The following is a 16,394-nucleotide window of genomic DNA, read 5'->3' on the forward strand; positions in this document are numbered from 1 at the left end:
CATCGTAGTCTCGCCTGCACGAACACGGCGCTAGGGTCTTCGCCATTGTCAGCAGATGATGAGCCGTCCCGCTTCTGGAGACGTGCCATCGGAGGCACGGGTTCCCCCAATGGGGGTGCATATGCCAAGGGGCGGCCGATTTTTCCTCGGCCACCCCTGGTCAGGGCGCGGGCCCTGCTGACTGAGCGTCAGAAGTCTTTACGCGATTCTTTACGAACCCGCGTACGCGATCGAACTAGGCGACACCCGGGAAGAAGATCTTCAGCTCGCGCTCGGCCGACTCCTCGGAGTCCGAGGCGTGGATCAGGTTCTCCCGGACGATGGTGCCGAAGTCGCCGCGGATGGAACCGGGCGCGGCGGCGATCGGGTCGGTCGGACCGGCGAGCGCGCGCACGCCCTCGATGACCCGCTCACCCTCGACGACGAGCGCGACGACCGGGCCGGAGAGCATGAACTCGACGAGCGGCTCGTAGAACGGGCGGCCGACGTGCTCGGCGTAGTGCTGCTCCAGAGTGGCCCGGTCCAGCGTGCGCAGCTCCAGCGCCGTGATCTTCCAGTCGGCCTTGCGCTCGATACGGCCGACGACCTCGCCGACCAGTGAGCGGCGGACAGCGTCCGGCTTGAGGAGGACGAGGGTGCGCTGGGTCATGTGGTGCGGCTCCTTGCAGACCAGGAAACGTGCGTGATGAGCCCGAGGCTATCGGGTGCGGCCGCCTGGGCGGCACCCGGACCGACCTGGCAGCCCCGCATGCGCGGGAGCAGGATCCGCACCAAGGCGACCAAAAGGGAAGGCCGGGACCATCCCCGCAGAGGCGGGGAGCACGGACCGGGTGCCGCGACGCGGCAGATGCGCGTGCCAGGCCGCCGCGTCCCGGGCAAGATCCGCCGGACAGGCCCTAGGCCCCGGCCTCCGCCTCGGGCCCCGCCTCCGCCATCGCCGCGAAGCGGGCCTTCGCCTCGTCGATCTTCCGGCCGAAGTGGATCGACGCCCACCACAGGGCGGCGAAGACCGCGCCCAGGAAGAACATCGTCGGCACGATGAAGCCGCTGGCGATCAGCGCGATCTGCAGCGCCCAGCCGAGCTGCACGCCGCCGGGGCGGGTGATCATTCCGCACAGCAGCACGCTCAGCAGCATCGCGATGCCGCTGACCGTCCAGACCGTGCCCATGGACAGGTCCGGGTCCTTCATCGCGACCAGACCGGCGAAGCCGATGACGAAGAACTCGCCGATCAGCGTCGAAGCACAGAGCGTACGCACGGAGTCAGCCCCTCCCCAGGAGCAGTCGGGCCTCGCCGACGGTGATGACGGAGCCGGTGACGAGGACACCGCCGCCCGCGTACTCCCCCTCTTCCTCGGCGAGGGTGATCGCGGCTTCCAGCGCGTCCGGAAGGCGCGGCTCGACCTGGACGCGGTCGTCGCCGAAGACCTCCACGGCGATCGCGGCAAGGGCGTCCGCGTCCATCGAGCGATGGCTGGAGTTCTGCGTGACGACGACCTCGGCGAAGATCGGCTCGAAGGCTTCGAGCAGCCCCTTCATGTCCTTGCCGTCGCTCGCGCCGACCACGCCGATGAGATTGCTGAAGTCGAAGACCTCGCTGATCGCGGCGGCGGTGGCGCGGGCACCCGCCGGGTTGTGCGCGGCGTCCAGGACGACCGTGGGCGAGCGGCGCACGACCTCCAGGCGTCCCGGTGACGAGACCGTGGCGAAGGCCTTGCGGATCGTGTCGACGTCCAGCGGCCGGGCGTGCTGGGAGCCGATGCCGAAGAACGCCTCGACGGCGGCGAGCGCCACCGCCGCGTTGTGCGCCTGGTGCTCGCCGTGCAGCGGCAGGAACACTTCCTCGTACTCCCCGCCGAGACCGCGCAAGGTCAGGAGCTGGCCGCCGACCGCGACCTGACGGGAGACCACGCCGAACTCCAGGCCCTCGCGGGCGACCGTCGCGTCGACCTCGACGGCCTTCTTCAGGAGCACCTGCGCGGCGTCCACCGGCTGCTGGGCCATGATCACCGTCGCGTCCGGCTTGATGATGCCGGCCTTCTCCTTGGCGATCTCGCCGGGCGTGGAGCCCAGGCGGTCCGTGTGGTCCAGGTCGATGGGGGTGATGACGGCGACCGAGCCGTCGATCACGTTCGTCGCGTCCCAGCTGCCGCCCATGCCGACCTCGACGACGGCGACGTCCACGGGCGCGTCGGCGAAGGCGGCGTACGCCATGCCGGTCAGCACCTCGAAGAACGAGAGCCGGTACTCCTGCTGGGTGTCGACCATCTCGACGTACGGCTTGATGTCGTTGTACGTCTCCACGAAGCGCTCGGCCTCGATGGGGGCGCCGTCCAGGCTGATCCGCTCGGTGATCGACTGGACGTGGGGCGAGGTGTAACGCCCGGTGCGCAGCTCGAAGGCCGAGAACAGGGCCTCGATCATGCGGGCCGTGGACGTCTTGCCGTTCGTCCCCGTGATGTGGATCGACGGGTACGCCCGCTGGGGTTCGCCCAGGACGTCCATCAGCGCGGCGATGCGGCTGACGGACGGCTCCAGCTTCGTCTCGCCCCAGCGGCCCGCGAGCTCCGTCTCGACCTCGCGCAGCGCCTTGTCCACCTCCGGGTCGGTGGGGCGGGCCGGGACGTCGCCCTGCGGCGGGCCTGCCTGGGTGCGCAGGGTGCGGCTGCCGGCCTCGATCACGGCGAGGTCGGGGTCGCGGTCGGTCTCGGCCTCGACGATCTCGTCGAAACCGTCGCCGCTGCCGGGGTGGTCGTCGTTGTCGTGCGGGCCGTCGTGCTGGGGGAGGTCACTCACGTACCTCAGTCTACGGAGCGGCACCGACAGCCGCCGTCGGGACCTGTCGGGACTTTGGTCCTTACCGATTCAGGACCAAGGTCCCGCCCATCCGGGGAATCGGCGGGCAAACTTGGCGATCATGGACATAGGCATCGACCTCGGCACAGCGAACACCCTCCTCTACGTGCGCGGTCAGGGCATCGTGCTCAACGAACCCTCCGTGGTCGCCGTGAAGGAGGGGGCGCGGGCGGCCCTCGCGGTCGGCACGGAGGCCAAGGAGACGATCGGTCGTACGCCGGGGTCCATCACCGCCATCCGCCCGCTCCGTGACGGGGTGATCAGCGACTACGAGGCCGCCGAGGAGATGATCCGGCACTTCGTGCGCAAGGCGGTGCCGGGGCGCCGGCCCCGTACCCGGATGGTGGTGTGCGTGCCGAGCGGGGTCACTCCGGTCGAGCGGCGGGCGATCGTGCAGGCGTCGCATCGGGCGGGGGCACGGGCCGTGCATCTGGTGGAGGAGCCGATGGCCGCGGCGATCGGGGCGGGGCTTCCGGTCGCCGAGCCGCGGGGTTCGATGGTGGTCGACATCGGCGGCGGCACGTCGGAGGTGGCCGTCATCTCCCTGGGCGGGATCGTCACGGCGCAGTCGCTGCGGGTCGGGGGCGACCGGCTCGACGCCGCCGTCACGGACTACGTACGCAAGGAGCACGCCCTGCTGATCGGCGAGCGGACCGCCGAGGACATCAAGGTCGCGATCGGCTCGGCGTGGCCGGTGCCGGGCGAGGACGACATCGAGTCCCGGACCTTCACGGTGCGGGGCCGGGAGAAGGTGGGCGGCCTCCCCAAGACGGTGGAGCTGACGGTGCGGGAGGTGCGGGCGGCGCTCGACGAGCCGGTGGAGGCGATCATCTCCGCGGTCCGCGCGACCCTGGAGGAGTGCCCGCCGGAGCTGTCCGGCGACATCATGGAACACGGCATCGTCCTGACCGGCGGCGGCGCCCTCCTCCCCGGCCTCGACCTCCGTCTGGCCTCGGCCACCGGCATCCCGGTCTTCGCCGCGGAGAACCCCCTGGACAGCGTGGCACTGGGCTGCGGGAGGTGCGTGGAGGACTTCGACGCGCTGGAGAGGGTGATGTCGGCGGCGTAATTGCCGGCTTCGCTGTGGGCAGGCGTTCCGCAGGGCGGAACGGGTGGGCACAGCCCCACCGCCGGGCAAGCGATAGGGCAGGCCCCAGGGCAGGGAGAGGACCGGACAGAGCTAAGCCAGGTCACCCGCCGGGAGGGTGGCCAGGACCTCGTAAGCGGAATCCCGCGGCCCCGCCGCGAAACTGCCGCCCACCGTGTGGACCCGCTCGGCCATCCCGGCCGTGCCCGTGCCCGACGAGACCGGCGGGGTGCCCGGGGGGACCGCCGCCAGCGCGTTGCGGACCCGGACCCGCAGCTCCCCCTCCGCCAGCTGCACCCGGACGTCCACCCGCTCCCCCGGCGCATGCTTCGCCGCGTTGGTCAGACACTCCTGCACCACCCGGTGCACAGCCGCCTGCCGAATCGGCGAAAGCCGGTACGCCGCCCCGTCGATCAGCAGATCGACCGGGCTCCCGGCCAGCTCACTGCGCGCCGCGAGCTCGGCCAACGCGTCCAGCCCGGGAGTGGGCGCACCGTCCACACCCCGCCGCACGATGATCTCGTTCAGCATCCGATGCGCCGACCGGGCAGTCTCCGAAAGCTCCTCGAAGCCCTCCTCGAAGAACCCCTCCGAGTGCCCACCGCCGGAGGCCCGCCGCGCGAGCACCTGCGACCGCACGCTCAGCAGCGTCAGCTCACGCCCCACGAAATCGTGCACGTCACGCGCGATCCGGGTCCGCTCCCGCTGCACGGCGTGCAACGTGTCCGTCTCCGCCCGCTGCGCCTGCAGCTCCCGCACCAGGTCCTGCCGGTTGGCCGCGACCCCGACCCCCGCCGCCAGCACCCCGATCGGCACGACAAGGCTCAGGAAGGAGCTGACCGTGTCCCCCCGGTGCACCGGCCAGCCGGGCATGCTGAACATGGCGTACGAGAAGGCCACATAGCCGATGACACCGAGCGTCCCCGCGAGCCGCCCCCGGTACCGCCCCAGGGAGTACAGCGCGAACTGCGCAAGCGTCAGCTCGTGCAGCCAGCCGATGAGGGCGAGCGCGACCGCGTACGTCACCCAGGGCGCCGACCGGCGCAGCAGCAGCGAGGCCGCGCCGAGCGTGAGGACGAGGGCGGCCGAGGCGCCGTTCAGGGAGTTGTCCGCCTCCGCGAGGCCGGGGATGTCCAGGCTCATCAGGGCCAGACAGCTCAGCGCGGTCAGCACGTCCTGGACGCGGGGCGCCCGCGCCCAGCGCCCGGCGAGGCGACGGCCCGCGGCCGCCGCCTGGCGAATCGCCGGGACGGCGGGCAGGTCGTGCATGCTCTCCATCATCCAAGGCCCTTCGGTCCGAATCATCGGACTTAAGTCATGAATTAGGTGATTTGGCGCACGCGGAGTCCATGATCCGGCGCGGCAGCCCCCGCGTTCCGCGCACCGGGGGTCAAATCGGACCATGTGGTATGCCCAGAATCCCGGCCGGCGGACCCGTCAGCTCCTCGGCGACGGCGCGATCCTGCTCTGGACCGCGCTGTGGACCGGCGCCGCCGTCCTCGCGTACCGGCTGGCCTCCCTGCTGACCCGCCCCGCGCAGGAGGCCCCCGCCCCGCCCCTCGGCGCCCCGTCCCGGCTGCCCCTGGTCGGCCACCGCGTCGACTCCGCGCTGCGCGGCGTGGCGGACGCCGCCGACACCGGGGACCCGGTGATCGTCCGCGCCGCGGTGATCGCGGGCGCCGTCGCCGTCTTCCTCGTACCCGTCGGACTCGTACTGAACAGCTGGCTCCCCCGGCGCCTGCGCTGGATGCGGCAGGCCGCCGCCGCCCGCGAGCTGGCCGCCTCCGACGACGGCCGCGAACTGCTCGCCCTGCGCGCCCTGCTGCGCCCCCTCGACGAGGTCGCACGCACCGCGGCCGAGCTCGACGAGGCCAGCGCGGGCAGCCTCGCCGAGGGCTGGCGCGACGGCGACCCCGAGATCCTCGACGCGCTCGCGGAGGCGGAGCTGGTGCGGCTCGGACTGCGTACGGCGTAGGACCTGACGGCGAAGGCCCCCGGAACCACAGGGTTCCGGGGGCCTTCGCCGTCAGGTCAGCGCGTCACGCCTGCGGCAGACCGTCCAGCTGTGCCTGCAGTCGGGCGATGTCGGCGTCCGCCTTGGAGAGGCGGCCGCGGATCTTGTCGACCACGTTGTCCGGCGCCTTCGCGAGGAACGCCTCGTTGCCGAGCTTCGCCGTGGCCTGCGCCTTCTCCTTCTCGGCGGCGGCCAAGTCCTTGGCCAGGCGCTTGCGTTCGGCGGCCACGTCGATCGTGCCGGACAGGTCGAGGGCGACCGTGGCGCCCGAGACCGGCAGCGTCGCCGTCGCCGTGAAGGCGTCGCCCTCCGGCTGGAGGCGCAGCAGCTGGCGGATGGCGGCCTCGTGCGGGGCGAGCGCCGTGCCGTCCAGGGTGAGCCGGGCCGGGACCTTCTGGCCCGGCTGCAGGCCCTGGTCGGCGCGGAAGCGGCGGACCTCCGTGATGACCTGCTGGAGCGTCTCGATCTCCCGCTCGGCGACGGCGTCGCGGAAGCCGCTGTCGGCCGGCCACTCGGCGATGACGACCGACTCGCGGCCGGTGAGCGCCGTCCAGAGCGTCTCCGTGACGAACGGGACGATCGGGTGGAGCAGGCGCAGCGTGACGTCGAGGACCTCGCCCAGGACGCGCGCCGAGACCTTGGCCGCCTCGCCGCCGCCCATGAACGTGGTCTTGGACAGCTCGACGTACCAGTCGAAGACCTCGTCCCACGCGAAGTGGAACAGGGCGTCCGACAGCTTGGCGAACTGGAAGTCGTCGTAGAGCGCGTCGACTTCGGCGACCGTCGCGTTCAGCCGGGACAGGACCCAGCGGTCGGTGGCGGACAGCTGCTCGGCCGGGGGCAGCTCGCCCTCGATCGTCGCGCCGTTCATCATCGCGAACCGCGTGGCGTTCCAGATCTTGTTCGCGAAGTTCCGCGAACCCTGGACCCAGTCCTCGCCGATCGGCACGTCCGTACCGGGGTTGGCGCCGCGGGCCAGCGTGAAGCGCAGGGCGTCCGAGCCGTACTTGTCCATCCAGTCCAGCGGGTTGACCGCGTTGCCGAAGGACTTCGACATCTTCTTGCCGAACTGGTCGCGGACCATGCCGTGCAGCACGATCGTGTGGAACGGCGGGGTGCCGTCCATCGCGTACAGGCCGAACATCATCATCCGGGCGACCCAGAAGAAGAGGATGTCGTAGCCGGTGACCAGGACCGAGTTCGGATAGAACTTCTCGAGGCTCTCGGTCTGCTCGGGCCAGCCCATCGTGGAGAACGGCCACAGGCCGGAGGAGAACCACGTGTCGAGCACGTCGTTGTCCTGCGTCCAGCCCTCGCCGGTGGGGGCCTCGTCGTCGGGACCGACGCAGACGACCTCGCCGTTCGGCCCGTACCAGACCGGGATGCGGTGGCCCCACCACAGCTGGCGCGAGATGCACCAGTCGTGGAGGTTGTCGACCCAGTCGAAGTAGCGCTTCTCCATCTCCTGCGGGTGGATCTTGACCCGGCCGTCGCGGACCGCGTCACCGGCGGCCTTGGCGAGCGGGCCGACCTTGACCCACCACTGCATGGAGAGGCGCGGCTCGATGGTGGTCTTGCAGCGCGAGCAGTGGCCGACCGAGTGGGAGTACGGGCGCTTCTCGGCGACGATGCGGCCCTCGGCGCGCAGCGCGCCGACGATCGCGGAGCGGGCCTCCAGGCGGTCCAGGCCCTGGAAGGGACCGGGGGTGATGATCACGGCGTGCTCGTCCATGACCGCGATGTTCGGCAGGTTGTGGCGCTGGCCGATCTCGAAGTCGTTCGGGTCGTGCGCCGGGGTGACCTTGACGCAGCCCGTGCCGAACTCGGGGTCGACGTGCTCGTCCGCGACGACCGGGATGGAGCGGTCGGTCAGCGGCAGCTTGATGAGCTTGCCGACGAGGTGCTTGTACCGCTCGTCGTCCGGGTGGACGGCGATGGCGGTGTCGCCGAGCATCGTCTCGGCGCGGGTCGTGGCGACCACGACGGTCTCGTCCCCGTCGCCGTACTTCAGCGAGACCAGCTCGCCGTCGTCGTCCTGGTACTCGACCTCGATGTCCGAGATGGCCGTCAGACAGCGCGGGCACCAGTTGATGATGCGCTCGGCGCGGTAGATCAGCTCGTCGTCGTACAGCTTCTTGAAGATCGTCTGGACGGCCTGCGAGAGGCCCTCGTCCATGGTGAAGCGCTCACGGTCCCAGTCGACGCCGTCGCCGAGGCGGCGCATCTGGCCGGAGATCTGGCCGCCGGACTCGCCCTTCCACTGCCAGACGCGCTCGATGAACGCCTCGCGGCCCAGGTCGTGGCGGGACTTGCCCTCCTTGGCCAGCTCGCGCTCGACCACGTTCTGCGTGGCGATGCCCGCGTGGTCCATGCCGGGCTGCCAGAGCGTCTCGTGGCCCTGCATGCGCTTGCGGCGGGTGAGGGCGTCGATCAGCGTGTGCTCGAAGGCGTGGCCCAGGTGCAGCGCGCCCGTGACGTTCGGCGGGGGGATGACGACGGTGTACGGCGGCTTCTCGCTCTTCTCGTCCGCCGCGAAGTAACCCCGTTCTACCCAGCGCTCGTACAGCGTCCCCTCTACCTCGGCCGGCGCGTACTGGGTCGGCAGTTCGGTGGTGGGCGCTGGATGCTGCTGCTGAGCGTTATCGGTCACGGGCTCAGTTTAGGGGTGTCACGGGCCCGTCCCGAAACCGGATTCTTCAGTAACGGTTGCGGTCCGATGACCCACGAGGCCTGCGTCCCGGTAGAGGATGTCGGGAACACATAAGCGTTCGAGGGGAACCCACGCAATGAGCTACAACCAGCCGGGCCCGTACGGCGGGCAGCAGCCCCAGCAGCCCGGACCGTACGGCCAGCAGCCGGGTCCCTACGGCCAGCAGCCGCAGAACCCGCAGCCCGGCTACGGCTACCCCCAGCAGGCCCCGCAGGGTGTCCCCCCGCAGCAGGGCGGCTACAGCCAGCCGCAGCAGCCGGGGCCGTACGGGCAGCAGCCGCAGGCCCCCTACGGGCAGGTTCCGCCTCCGCCGCCGCCCGCGGGTGGCGGCGGCAAGAAGACCGGTCTCATCGTCGGCGCGATCGTGGCGCTGGTGGCGATCGGCGGCGGCGTGTGGTGGTTCACGGCGGGCAAGGACTCCTCGGGCGGCAACTCGGCGGTCGCCGACGACGGCGCGCACAAGCTGGTCACTCCGGAGACGGTGCTGTCCGAGTACAAGAAGAAGGCGTCGACCGACGAGGGCTTCACCGACGAGGACATGAAGGACGCGGAGAAGGACGGCGTCAAGAACGGCACCCCGGTGGACGCCGAGTACCAGTCGGGCGACGAGAGCAACCCGCTCTCCGGGAAGATGCTCAAGTTCATGGGCGTCTACGGAGAGATCGAGGACCCCTCGAAGGTCGTCGACGGGATGTTCGCCAAGATGAAGGAGAAGTCGTCCGAGGACGACAACGAGATGGGTGAACTGACCGGCAGCCCGAAGAGCTTCGACGCGGACGGCGCGGTCGTCAAGTGCCAGGAGACGGTCATCAAGAACGACTCCTCGACGGGTGACGCGGCCTCCGGTCCCAAGGAGATCCGGATGCCGGTCTGCATCTGGGGCGACAAGAGCACCATCGGCATCGTGATCCCGGTCGAGATGGCGACCGCCATCACCGGCAAGAGCCCCTCGCTCGACGACGCCGCCGACACGACGACCAAGTTGCGCAAGGAAGTCCGCGTCAAGTCCTGACGCCCGGCACAGCCGTCCAGCGCTCAGCAGCCCCGGTCGCCAAGGCCGGGGCTGCTTCCGTCAGGATGTCGGGTACGCATAAGCACGGAGGGAATCAAGAATGAGCTACAACCAGCCGGGTCCGTACGGCGGCCAGCAGCCCCAGCAGCCCGGACCGTACGGCGGCGGGCAGCCCCAGCAGCCGGGTCCCTACGGCCAGCAGCCCCCGGCCCCCCAGCCCGGCTACGGCTACCCCCAGCAGGCCCCCCAGCAGGGCGGCTACAGCCAGCCGCAGCAGCCGGGCCCGTACGGCCAGCAGCAGCCGCAGCCCCCTTACGGCCAGGTCCCGCCGCCCCCGCCCCCGCAGGGCGGCGGCAAGAAGACCGGCCTCATCATCGGCGCGGTGGCCGTGGTCATAGCCGCGGCGGTCGGCGGCTACTTCGTCTTCGCCGGCGGCGACGACAAGGACGGCGGCAAGAAGGGCGGCGGCTCGTCCGTGGCCGACGGCGGCAACGGCGGCGGCGTCAAGGACGACGGCCCGCACAAGCTGATCACGCCGGCGACCGTCCTCACGGAGTACAAGAAGAAGGAGGGCGCCACCGAAGACGGCATGTCCTCCAGCGACATCCAAGAGGCCGAGAAGAACGGCGTGAAGAACGCCAAGGACGTCGCGGCCCAGTACCAGTCGGGCAGCGAGGACAACCCGCTGGCGCAGAAGATCCTTCAGTTCAACGGCGTGTACGGCGACATCGCCGACCCGGAGAAGGTCGTCGACGCGATGTTCGCCGAGGCGGAGAAGAACGCCAACGAGGGCGGCAGCGGCAGCACCGGCGAGTCGATGACGCTGGTCGGCACCCCCAAGTCGTACAGCCCCGCCGGTCTCGACGGCGCGGTCCTGAAGTGCCAGGAGATGAAGCTGGACCTCGGCGGCTCGTCCTCGGGCGGGAGCAGCGCGGGTCCGAGCAACATGTCGATGGCGACCTGCATCTGGGGCGACAACAGCACGCTCGGCATCGTGATCACCACGGACATGGCGAGCGCGATGGGCGGCAAGGCCGCCGACCTCGACGCGGCCGCCGGCACGACGGCCAAGTTCCGCGGGGAAGTCCGCGTCAAGCTCTGACGGCACTCCTTCGGGGTCACATCGAATACGTGGAGGGGAACCCACGCATGAGTTACAACCAGCCTGGTCCGTACGGCCAGCAGCCGCAGCAGCCCGGTCCCTACGGGCAGCAGCCGCAGGCGCCGCAGCCGGGGTACGGATACCCGCAGCAGGCCCCGCAGCAGGCCGGCTACGGCCAGCCTCAGCAGCCGGGGCCCTACGGGCAGCAGCCGCAGGCCCCTTACGGCCAGCAGCCGCCGTACGGGCAGGTGCCGCCGCCTCCGCAGGGCGGCGGTGGCGGCAAGAAGACGGGCCTCATCATCGGTGCCGTGGTCGCGCTGGTCGCGATAGGCGGCGGCGTGTGGTGGTTCACCGCGGGCGGCGGCAGCGGTGACGTCGCCGACGACGGGAAGACGTACGAGCTGACGACGCCCGCGACGGTCATCGGCGGCGAGTACAAGAAGGACGACTCGGGCGGCAGCGCCGGCGGCATGTCGTCGACCGAGCTGAAGGACCTGGAGAAGCAGGGCGTCAAGAACGCCAAGGACGCCCACGCCGCGTACAACGCCGGCGAGGGCGCCACCATGAAGAGCGTCAACTACTCGGGCGTGTACGGCGAGATCGACGACCCGGAGGCGGTCGTCGACCACATGTTCGCCAAGATGAAGAAGAAGGCCGACGACAGCGCCGGGGAGACCGGCAGCACCAAACTCGTCGGCAGCCCCGAGGAGTTCACGCCCGACGGCTTCGAGAACGGCGTGATGAAGTGCCAGGAAGCCGAGTTCAAGATGGGCGAGACCGGCGAGGACGACATGGGCGTCCCCAACAGCTTCAAGACGCCCATCTGCATCTGGGGTGACCACAGCACGGTCGTGTACGTCGTCCACTCGGACACCGCGGCGACCGCCAAGGGCACCGGCATCCCGCTGGAGGACGTCGCCGACCTGGCCGCCAAGCTCCGCTCCGACGTCCGCGTCGAGGTCAAGTAGCCGACACGGCAAGGGCGTTCACCGCTCAAGCGGAAGGGGCGCCCGGCGATTCGATCGCCGGGCGCCCCTTCCGCGTACGTAACAGCTGGTACGTAACAGCTCGTACGTAACAGTGATCCGCTACGCGGACTTCTGCTCGCCCGCGCCCGGGCCCCGCGCGTCGCGCGGCACCAGCGTCGGGTTCACGTTCGAGTGGACGACGTCCGCCGTGATGACGACGCGGGCCACGTCCTTGCGGGACGGCACCTCGTACATCACCGACTGGAGGACCTCCTCCATGATGGCGCGCAGACCACGCGCGCCGGTCTGCCGCAGGATCGCCTGATCGGCGATGGCCTCCAGCGCCTCACGCTCGAAGTCCAGCTCCACGCCGTCGAGTTCGAACAGCCGCTGGTACTGCTTCACCAGCGCGTTGCGCGGCTCGACGAGAATCTGGAGCAGGGCCTCGCGGTCCAGGTTGTGGACCGAGGTGATCACGGGGAGGCGGCCGATGAACTCGGGGATCATCCCGAACTTCACCAGGTCCTCCGGCATGATGTCCTCGAACCGGTCCTTCTCCTGGAGCTCGCGCTTGGAGTGGATCGTGGCGCCGAAGCCGATGCCCTTCGCGCCCGCCCGAGACTCGATGATCTTCTCGAGGCCGGCGAAGGCGCCGCCCACGATGAAGAGCACGTTCGTCGTGTCGATCTGGATGAACTCCTGGTGCGGGTGCTTGCGGCCGCCCTGCGGGGGAACCGAGGCCGTCGTCCCTTCCAGGATCTTCAGGAGGGCCTGCTGGACGCCCTCACCGCTGACATCGCGCGTGATCGACGGGTTCTCGCTCTTGCGGGCGACCTTGTCGATCTCGTCGATGTAGATGATGCCGGTCTCGGCCTTCTTGACGTCGTAGTCAGCGGCCTGGATCAGCTTCAGCAGGATGTTCTCGACGTCCTCGCCGACATAGCCCGCCTCCGTCAGCGCCGTCGCGTCGGCGATGGCGAACGGAACGTTCAGCATGCGCGCGAGCGTCTGCGCGAGGAGCGTCTTTCCGGAGCCGGTCGGACCGAGCAACAGGATGTTGGACTTGGCGAGTTCGATCGCGTCGTCCCGTCCCTGCGCCCCGCCGGTCTCGCCGGCCTGGACCCGCTTGTAGTGGTTGTACACCGCTACCGAGAGGGCCTTCTTCGCGGGCTCCTGGCCCACGACGTACCCCTCGAGGAATTCGTAGATCTCGCGAGGCTTGGGGAGTTCCTCCCACCGCACCTCGCTCGTCTCCGCGAGCTCTTCCTCGATGATCTCGTTACAGAGGTCGATGCACTCATCGCAGATGTACACACCGGGGCCTGCGATGAGCTTCTTGACCTGCTTCTGACTCTTCCCGCAGAACGAGCACTTGAGCAGATCGCCGCCGTCACCGATGCGTGCCACGAGGTGCTTCCCCTTCGCCTGGGAGACGCCACGTTCAGCGGCTCCTGGTGCCTCATATCCGACGGTACCTTGCCGGGCCCCCCGTTCGGGCCCCCCTTGGCACGGTTCGCTTTGACGTGAACCGATCGGGATCGGTTCGCGAACCATGCCAAGGAGCGGCAGATGCTACAGCTCTGCGTCAGACGACCGAGGAGTTGTTCATCTTCCGGGTGGAGATGATCTGGTCGATCAGGCCGTACGACAGCGCGTCCTCGGCAGTGAGGATCTTGTCGCGCTCGATGTCGTCGCGGATCTTCTCGATCGGCGTCGTGGAGTGCTTGGCCAGCATCTCCTCCAGCTGCGCACGCATCCGGAGGATCTCGTTGGCGGCGATCTCCAGGTCGGAGACCTGGCCGCGGCCGGTCTCGCTGTACGGCTGGTGGATCAGGACGCGGGCGTTCGGGAGCGCCATGCGCTTGCCCGGCGTACCGGCCGCGAGGAGCACGGCGGCGGCGGACGCGGCCTGGCCCATGCAGACGGTCTGCACGTCGGGCTTCACGAACTGCATCGTGTCGTAGATGGCCGTGAGGGCGGTGAAGGAACCACCCGGGCTGTTGATGTAGACCGAGATGTCGCGGTCCGGGTCCATCGACTCCAGGCACAGGAGCTGCGCCATGACGTCGTTGGCGGAGGCGTCGTCGATCTGCACGCCGAGGAAGATGACGCGCTCCTCGAAGAGCTTCGCGTACGGGTCGTACTCGCGCACGCCCTGCGAGGTGCGCTCGACGAAGCGCGGGATGACGTAGCGGGACTCGGCGCTCGGGCCCGTGTACTCGGCCTTGGTGCGCTCGTAGAGGCCGCTGCCGGGGAAGTTGTTCATCTCTGTAGGTCTCCTGAGGAGCGTGGGCTGTGGTCGGCTGCTGCGGGGCGCTGAGCGGGTGGCTCAGGCTCCGGTGCCGCCACCGCCCGGCATACCGGCCGCGGTGGGCATGATGTCGTCGATGAGGCCGTACGCCTTGGCCTCTTCGGGGTCGAACCAGCGGTCACGGTCCGAGTCGTGCGTGATCTGCTCGACGGTCTGACCCGTGTGGAACGCGGTGAGCTCGGCCATCTTCTTCTTCGTGAGAAGCAGCCGCTCGGCGTGGATCTTGATGTCCGAGGCGGAACCCGCGAGGCCGGCGGAGGGCTGGTGGATCAGGATCTCGGCGTTCGGCAGCGCGAAGCGCTTGCCGGGCGTGCCGGCGCTGAGCAGGAACTGGCCCATGGAGGCCGCCATGCCCATCGCGATCGTCACCACGTCGTTCTGGATGTACTGCATGGTGTCGTAGATCGCCATGCCGGCCGTGATGGATCCACCAGGGCTGTTGATGTACAGGAAGATGTCCTTGTCCGGCTCTGCGGCAAGGAGCAGCAACTGTGCGGTGATCTTGTTGGCAATGTCGTCGTCGACCGGCTGGCCGAGGAAGATGATCCGCTCGCCAAGCAGCCGGTTGTAGACCTGGTCGCCGAGGCCGCCACCGATGGAAGGCTCGCCGGCGGCGGAGGGCATCAGATTCGTCACGTATCCACCTGCTCGTCTTACGACGGCGCCGGGCCGTCTCACGTCTTCTGCGTAGGCCTGGGGCCCCCGGTACAGCCTGTGCCGTGCCCGGCGGCTCGCGGAGACTCCCCTGCCCTCGTATTCATGGACCCTAACGCTCAGCCCCGTCCGGGGAATCCCGCATCCGTAGCTGTTCGCTGTGAGCGCAGGGTCTGGGCGCCGCCCCGTAAGGGGCGCAAAGGGCCCCCGGGAGGAATTCCTCCCGGGGGCCCTTCATGCTTCAGCCGAGCGCAGCGGTCACGCCTCGGTCTTCTCCTCGGCCGGGGCCTCGGACTCGGTGGCGTCGGCGGCGACCTCCGCGGCAGCCTCCGTCTCGTCCTCGTCGTCGAGGTCCACGACCTCGCCGTTGGTGTCCTTGACCGTCGCCGCCTCGACGACGACCGCGAGGGCCTTGCCGCGGGCGACCTCGCCGACCAGCATCGGGACCTGGCCGCCCTCGACGACGGCCTGGGCGAACTGGTCGGGGGACATGCCGGAGGACTGCGCGCGACGCATGAGGTGCTCGGTGAGCTCCTCCTGGTTCACGTTCAGCTTCTCCTTGTTGACGAGCTCGTCGAGGACGAACTGCGTCTTGATGCCCTTCTCGGCCTGCTCCTTGGTCTCGGCGTCGAACTCTTCCTCGGTCTTGCCCTGGATCTCCAGGTACTTCGCGAGGTCGAGGCCCATCTGGCCGAGCTGGTGGTTCACCAGGTTGTGCTTGCGGGTCTCGATCTCGTCCGCGAGGAGCTTCTCGGGGACCGGGACCTCGACCAGCTCGAGCAGCTTCTCCAGGACGCGCTCCTGGGCCTGCGTGGCCTGGTCGTACTGCTTCATGTTCTCGAGGCGCTTGCGGCTGTCCGCCTTGAGCTCGTCCAGCGTGTCGAACTCGGAGGCGAGCTGCGCGAAGTCGTCGTCCAGGGACGGCAGTTCACGCTTGGCGACCTGGGTGACCTTGACGGTGACCTCGGACTCCTTGCCGGCCGCCGAGCCGCCCTTGAGCTCGGAGGTGAAGGTGGCCTCGCCACCGGCCTCCAGGCCCTTCACGGCGTCGTCGATGCCCTCGAGGAGCTCGCCGGAGCCGATCGTGTAGGAGACGCCGGACGCGACGCCGTCCTCCAGGACCTCGCCCTCGACCTTGGCCTCCAGGTCGATCGTCACGACGTCGCCGTCCTCGGCGGCACGCTCGACCGGCGAGGTGGACGCGAAGCGCTCACGGAGCTCCTCGACGGCCTTCTCGACGTCCTCGTCGCTGACCTCGACCGCGTCGACCTCGACCTCGATGCCGGAGTAGTCCGGGATCTCGATGGCCGGACGGATGTCGACCTCAGCGGTGAAGTTGAGGGTCTCGTTGTCCTTCAGCTCGGTGATGTCCACCTCGGGCTGGCCCAGGACGTTGAGCTCGGCCTCGTTGACCGCTTCGGTGTAGAACTTCGGGAGCGCGTCGTTGACGGCCTCTTCGAGGACGGCGCCGCGGCCGAACCGCTGGTCGATGACGCGGGCCGGGATCTTGCCCTTGCGGAAGCCCTTCACCGTGACCTGCTGGTTGATCTTCTTGTACGCCGCGTCGAGGCTGTCCTTGAGCTCCTCGAAGGGCACCTCAACAGTGAGCCGAACCCGAGTCGGGTTCAGGGTCTCCACGGCGCTCTTCACGGTTCGGTCTCCTTGGGGCTGACTTCTTGG

The 16,394-nt window shown here is 69.5% G+C and carries 14 protein-coding genes; 5 read left to right on the top strand and 9 right to left on the bottom strand.

The genetic code is table 11. The features are described 5' to 3' along the window. Nucleotides 1-235: 235 nt before the first annotated feature. The 3 genes from ndk to ACIBKX_RS04910 all read right to left on the bottom strand — a co-directional run bounded on the left by ndk (nt 236) and on the right by ACIBKX_RS04910 (nt 2,796). The gene (ndk, locus tag ACIBKX_RS04900; RefSeq protein ID WP_363273316.1) at nt 236-649 is read right to left on the bottom strand and encodes a nucleoside-diphosphate kinase; all 414 of its coding nucleotides are present in this window, start codon (nt 647-649) and stop codon (nt 236-238) included. Between the two features lie 247 nt (nt 650-896). Then, entirely contained in the window at nt 897-1,259 is a 363-nt protein-coding gene (locus tag ACIBKX_RS04905; protein WP_363273315.1) for a DUF4233 domain-containing protein, read from the bottom strand. Nucleotides 1,260-1,263: 4 nt separating this feature from the next. Then, on the bottom strand, nt 1,264-2,796 hold the full coding sequence (locus tag ACIBKX_RS04910; RefSeq protein ID WP_363273314.1) for a folylpolyglutamate synthase/dihydrofolate synthase family protein: 1,533 nt from the start codon (nt 2,794-2,796) through the stop codon (nt 1,264-1,266). Nucleotides 2,797-2,917: 121 nt separating this feature from the next. Here ACIBKX_RS04910 and ACIBKX_RS04915 point away from each other — a divergent pair, with 121 nt between their 5' ends. Next, the gene (locus tag ACIBKX_RS04915) at nt 2,918-3,925 is read left to right on the top strand and encodes a rod shape-determining protein (protein WP_363273313.1); all 1,008 of its coding nucleotides are present in this window, start codon (nt 2,918-2,920) and stop codon (nt 3,923-3,925) included. 111 nt (nt 3,926-4,036) lie between these two features. On the opposite strand, the gene ACIBKX_RS04920 is transcribed toward ACIBKX_RS04915, so the two are convergent. Beyond that, the gene (locus tag ACIBKX_RS04920; protein WP_363273312.1) at nt 4,037-5,212 is read right to left on the bottom strand and encodes a histidine kinase; all 1,176 of its coding nucleotides are present in this window, start codon (nt 5,210-5,212) and stop codon (nt 4,037-4,039) included. A 133-nt stretch (nt 5,213-5,345) separates the two neighbouring features. Here ACIBKX_RS04920 and ACIBKX_RS04925 point away from each other — a divergent pair, with 133 nt between their 5' ends. Continuing rightward, nucleotides 5,346-5,918, top strand: coding sequence for a hypothetical protein (locus ACIBKX_RS04925; RefSeq protein ID WP_363273311.1), 573 nt, complete (start codon nt 5,346-5,348; stop codon nt 5,916-5,918). A 64-nt stretch (nt 5,919-5,982) separates the two neighbouring features. On the opposite strand, the gene ACIBKX_RS04930 is transcribed toward ACIBKX_RS04925, so the two are convergent. After that, on the bottom strand, nt 5,983-8,607 hold the full coding sequence (locus ACIBKX_RS04930; RefSeq protein ID WP_363273310.1) for a valine--tRNA ligase: 2,625 nt from the start codon (nt 8,605-8,607) through the stop codon (nt 5,983-5,985). Between the two features lie 136 nt (nt 8,608-8,743). Between ACIBKX_RS04930 and ACIBKX_RS04935 the strand changes: the two genes are divergently transcribed. The 3 genes from ACIBKX_RS04935 (at nt 8,744) to ACIBKX_RS04945 (ending at nt 11,749) form a co-directional block, all read left to right on the top strand. Next, nucleotides 8,744-9,679 (top strand): hypothetical protein, encoded by a 936-nt coding sequence (locus tag ACIBKX_RS04935; RefSeq protein WP_363273309.1) that lies wholly within the window; start codon nt 8,744-8,746, stop codon nt 9,677-9,679. A 100-nt stretch (nt 9,680-9,779) separates the two neighbouring features. Beyond that, nucleotides 9,780-10,781 carry a hypothetical protein gene (locus ACIBKX_RS04940; protein ID WP_363273308.1) on the top strand — a complete coding sequence of 334 codons (1,002 nt, stop codon included), beginning with the start codon at nt 9,780-9,782 and terminating at the stop codon, nt 10,779-10,781. A gap of 47 nt (nt 10,782-10,828) precedes the next feature. Then, on the top strand, nt 10,829-11,749 hold the full coding sequence (locus tag ACIBKX_RS04945; RefSeq protein WP_363273307.1) for a hypothetical protein: 921 nt from the start codon (nt 10,829-10,831) through the stop codon (nt 11,747-11,749). Between the two features lie 120 nt (nt 11,750-11,869). On the opposite strand, the gene clpX is transcribed toward ACIBKX_RS04945, so the two are convergent. The 4 genes from clpX to tig all read right to left on the bottom strand — a co-directional run bounded on the left by clpX (nt 11,870) and on the right by tig (nt 16,364). Further along, entirely contained in the window at nt 11,870-13,156 is a 1,287-nt protein-coding gene (clpX, locus tag ACIBKX_RS04950; RefSeq protein WP_160505024.1) for an ATP-dependent Clp protease ATP-binding subunit ClpX, read from the bottom strand. Between the two features lie 178 nt (nt 13,157-13,334). Continuing rightward, nucleotides 13,335-14,015 carry an ATP-dependent Clp protease proteolytic subunit gene (locus ACIBKX_RS04955; RefSeq protein WP_363273306.1) on the bottom strand — a complete coding sequence of 227 codons (681 nt, stop codon included), beginning with the start codon at nt 14,013-14,015 and terminating at the stop codon, nt 13,335-13,337. A 63-nt stretch (nt 14,016-14,078) separates the two neighbouring features. Further along, on the bottom strand, nt 14,079-14,684 hold the full coding sequence (locus tag ACIBKX_RS04960; RefSeq protein ID WP_363273445.1) for an ATP-dependent Clp protease proteolytic subunit: 606 nt from the start codon (nt 14,682-14,684) through the stop codon (nt 14,079-14,081). A gap of 288 nt (nt 14,685-14,972) precedes the next feature. After that, on the bottom strand, nt 14,973-16,364 hold the full coding sequence (gene tig, locus ACIBKX_RS04965; protein ID WP_363273305.1) for a trigger factor: 1,392 nt from the start codon (nt 16,362-16,364) through the stop codon (nt 14,973-14,975). Between the last annotated feature and the right edge of the window lie 30 nt (nt 16,365-16,394).

This window comes from Streptomyces sp. NPDC050658 (genome assembly GCF_044457025.1).
Lineage (GTDB): Bacteria > Actinomycetota > Actinomycetes > Streptomycetales > Streptomycetaceae > Streptomyces.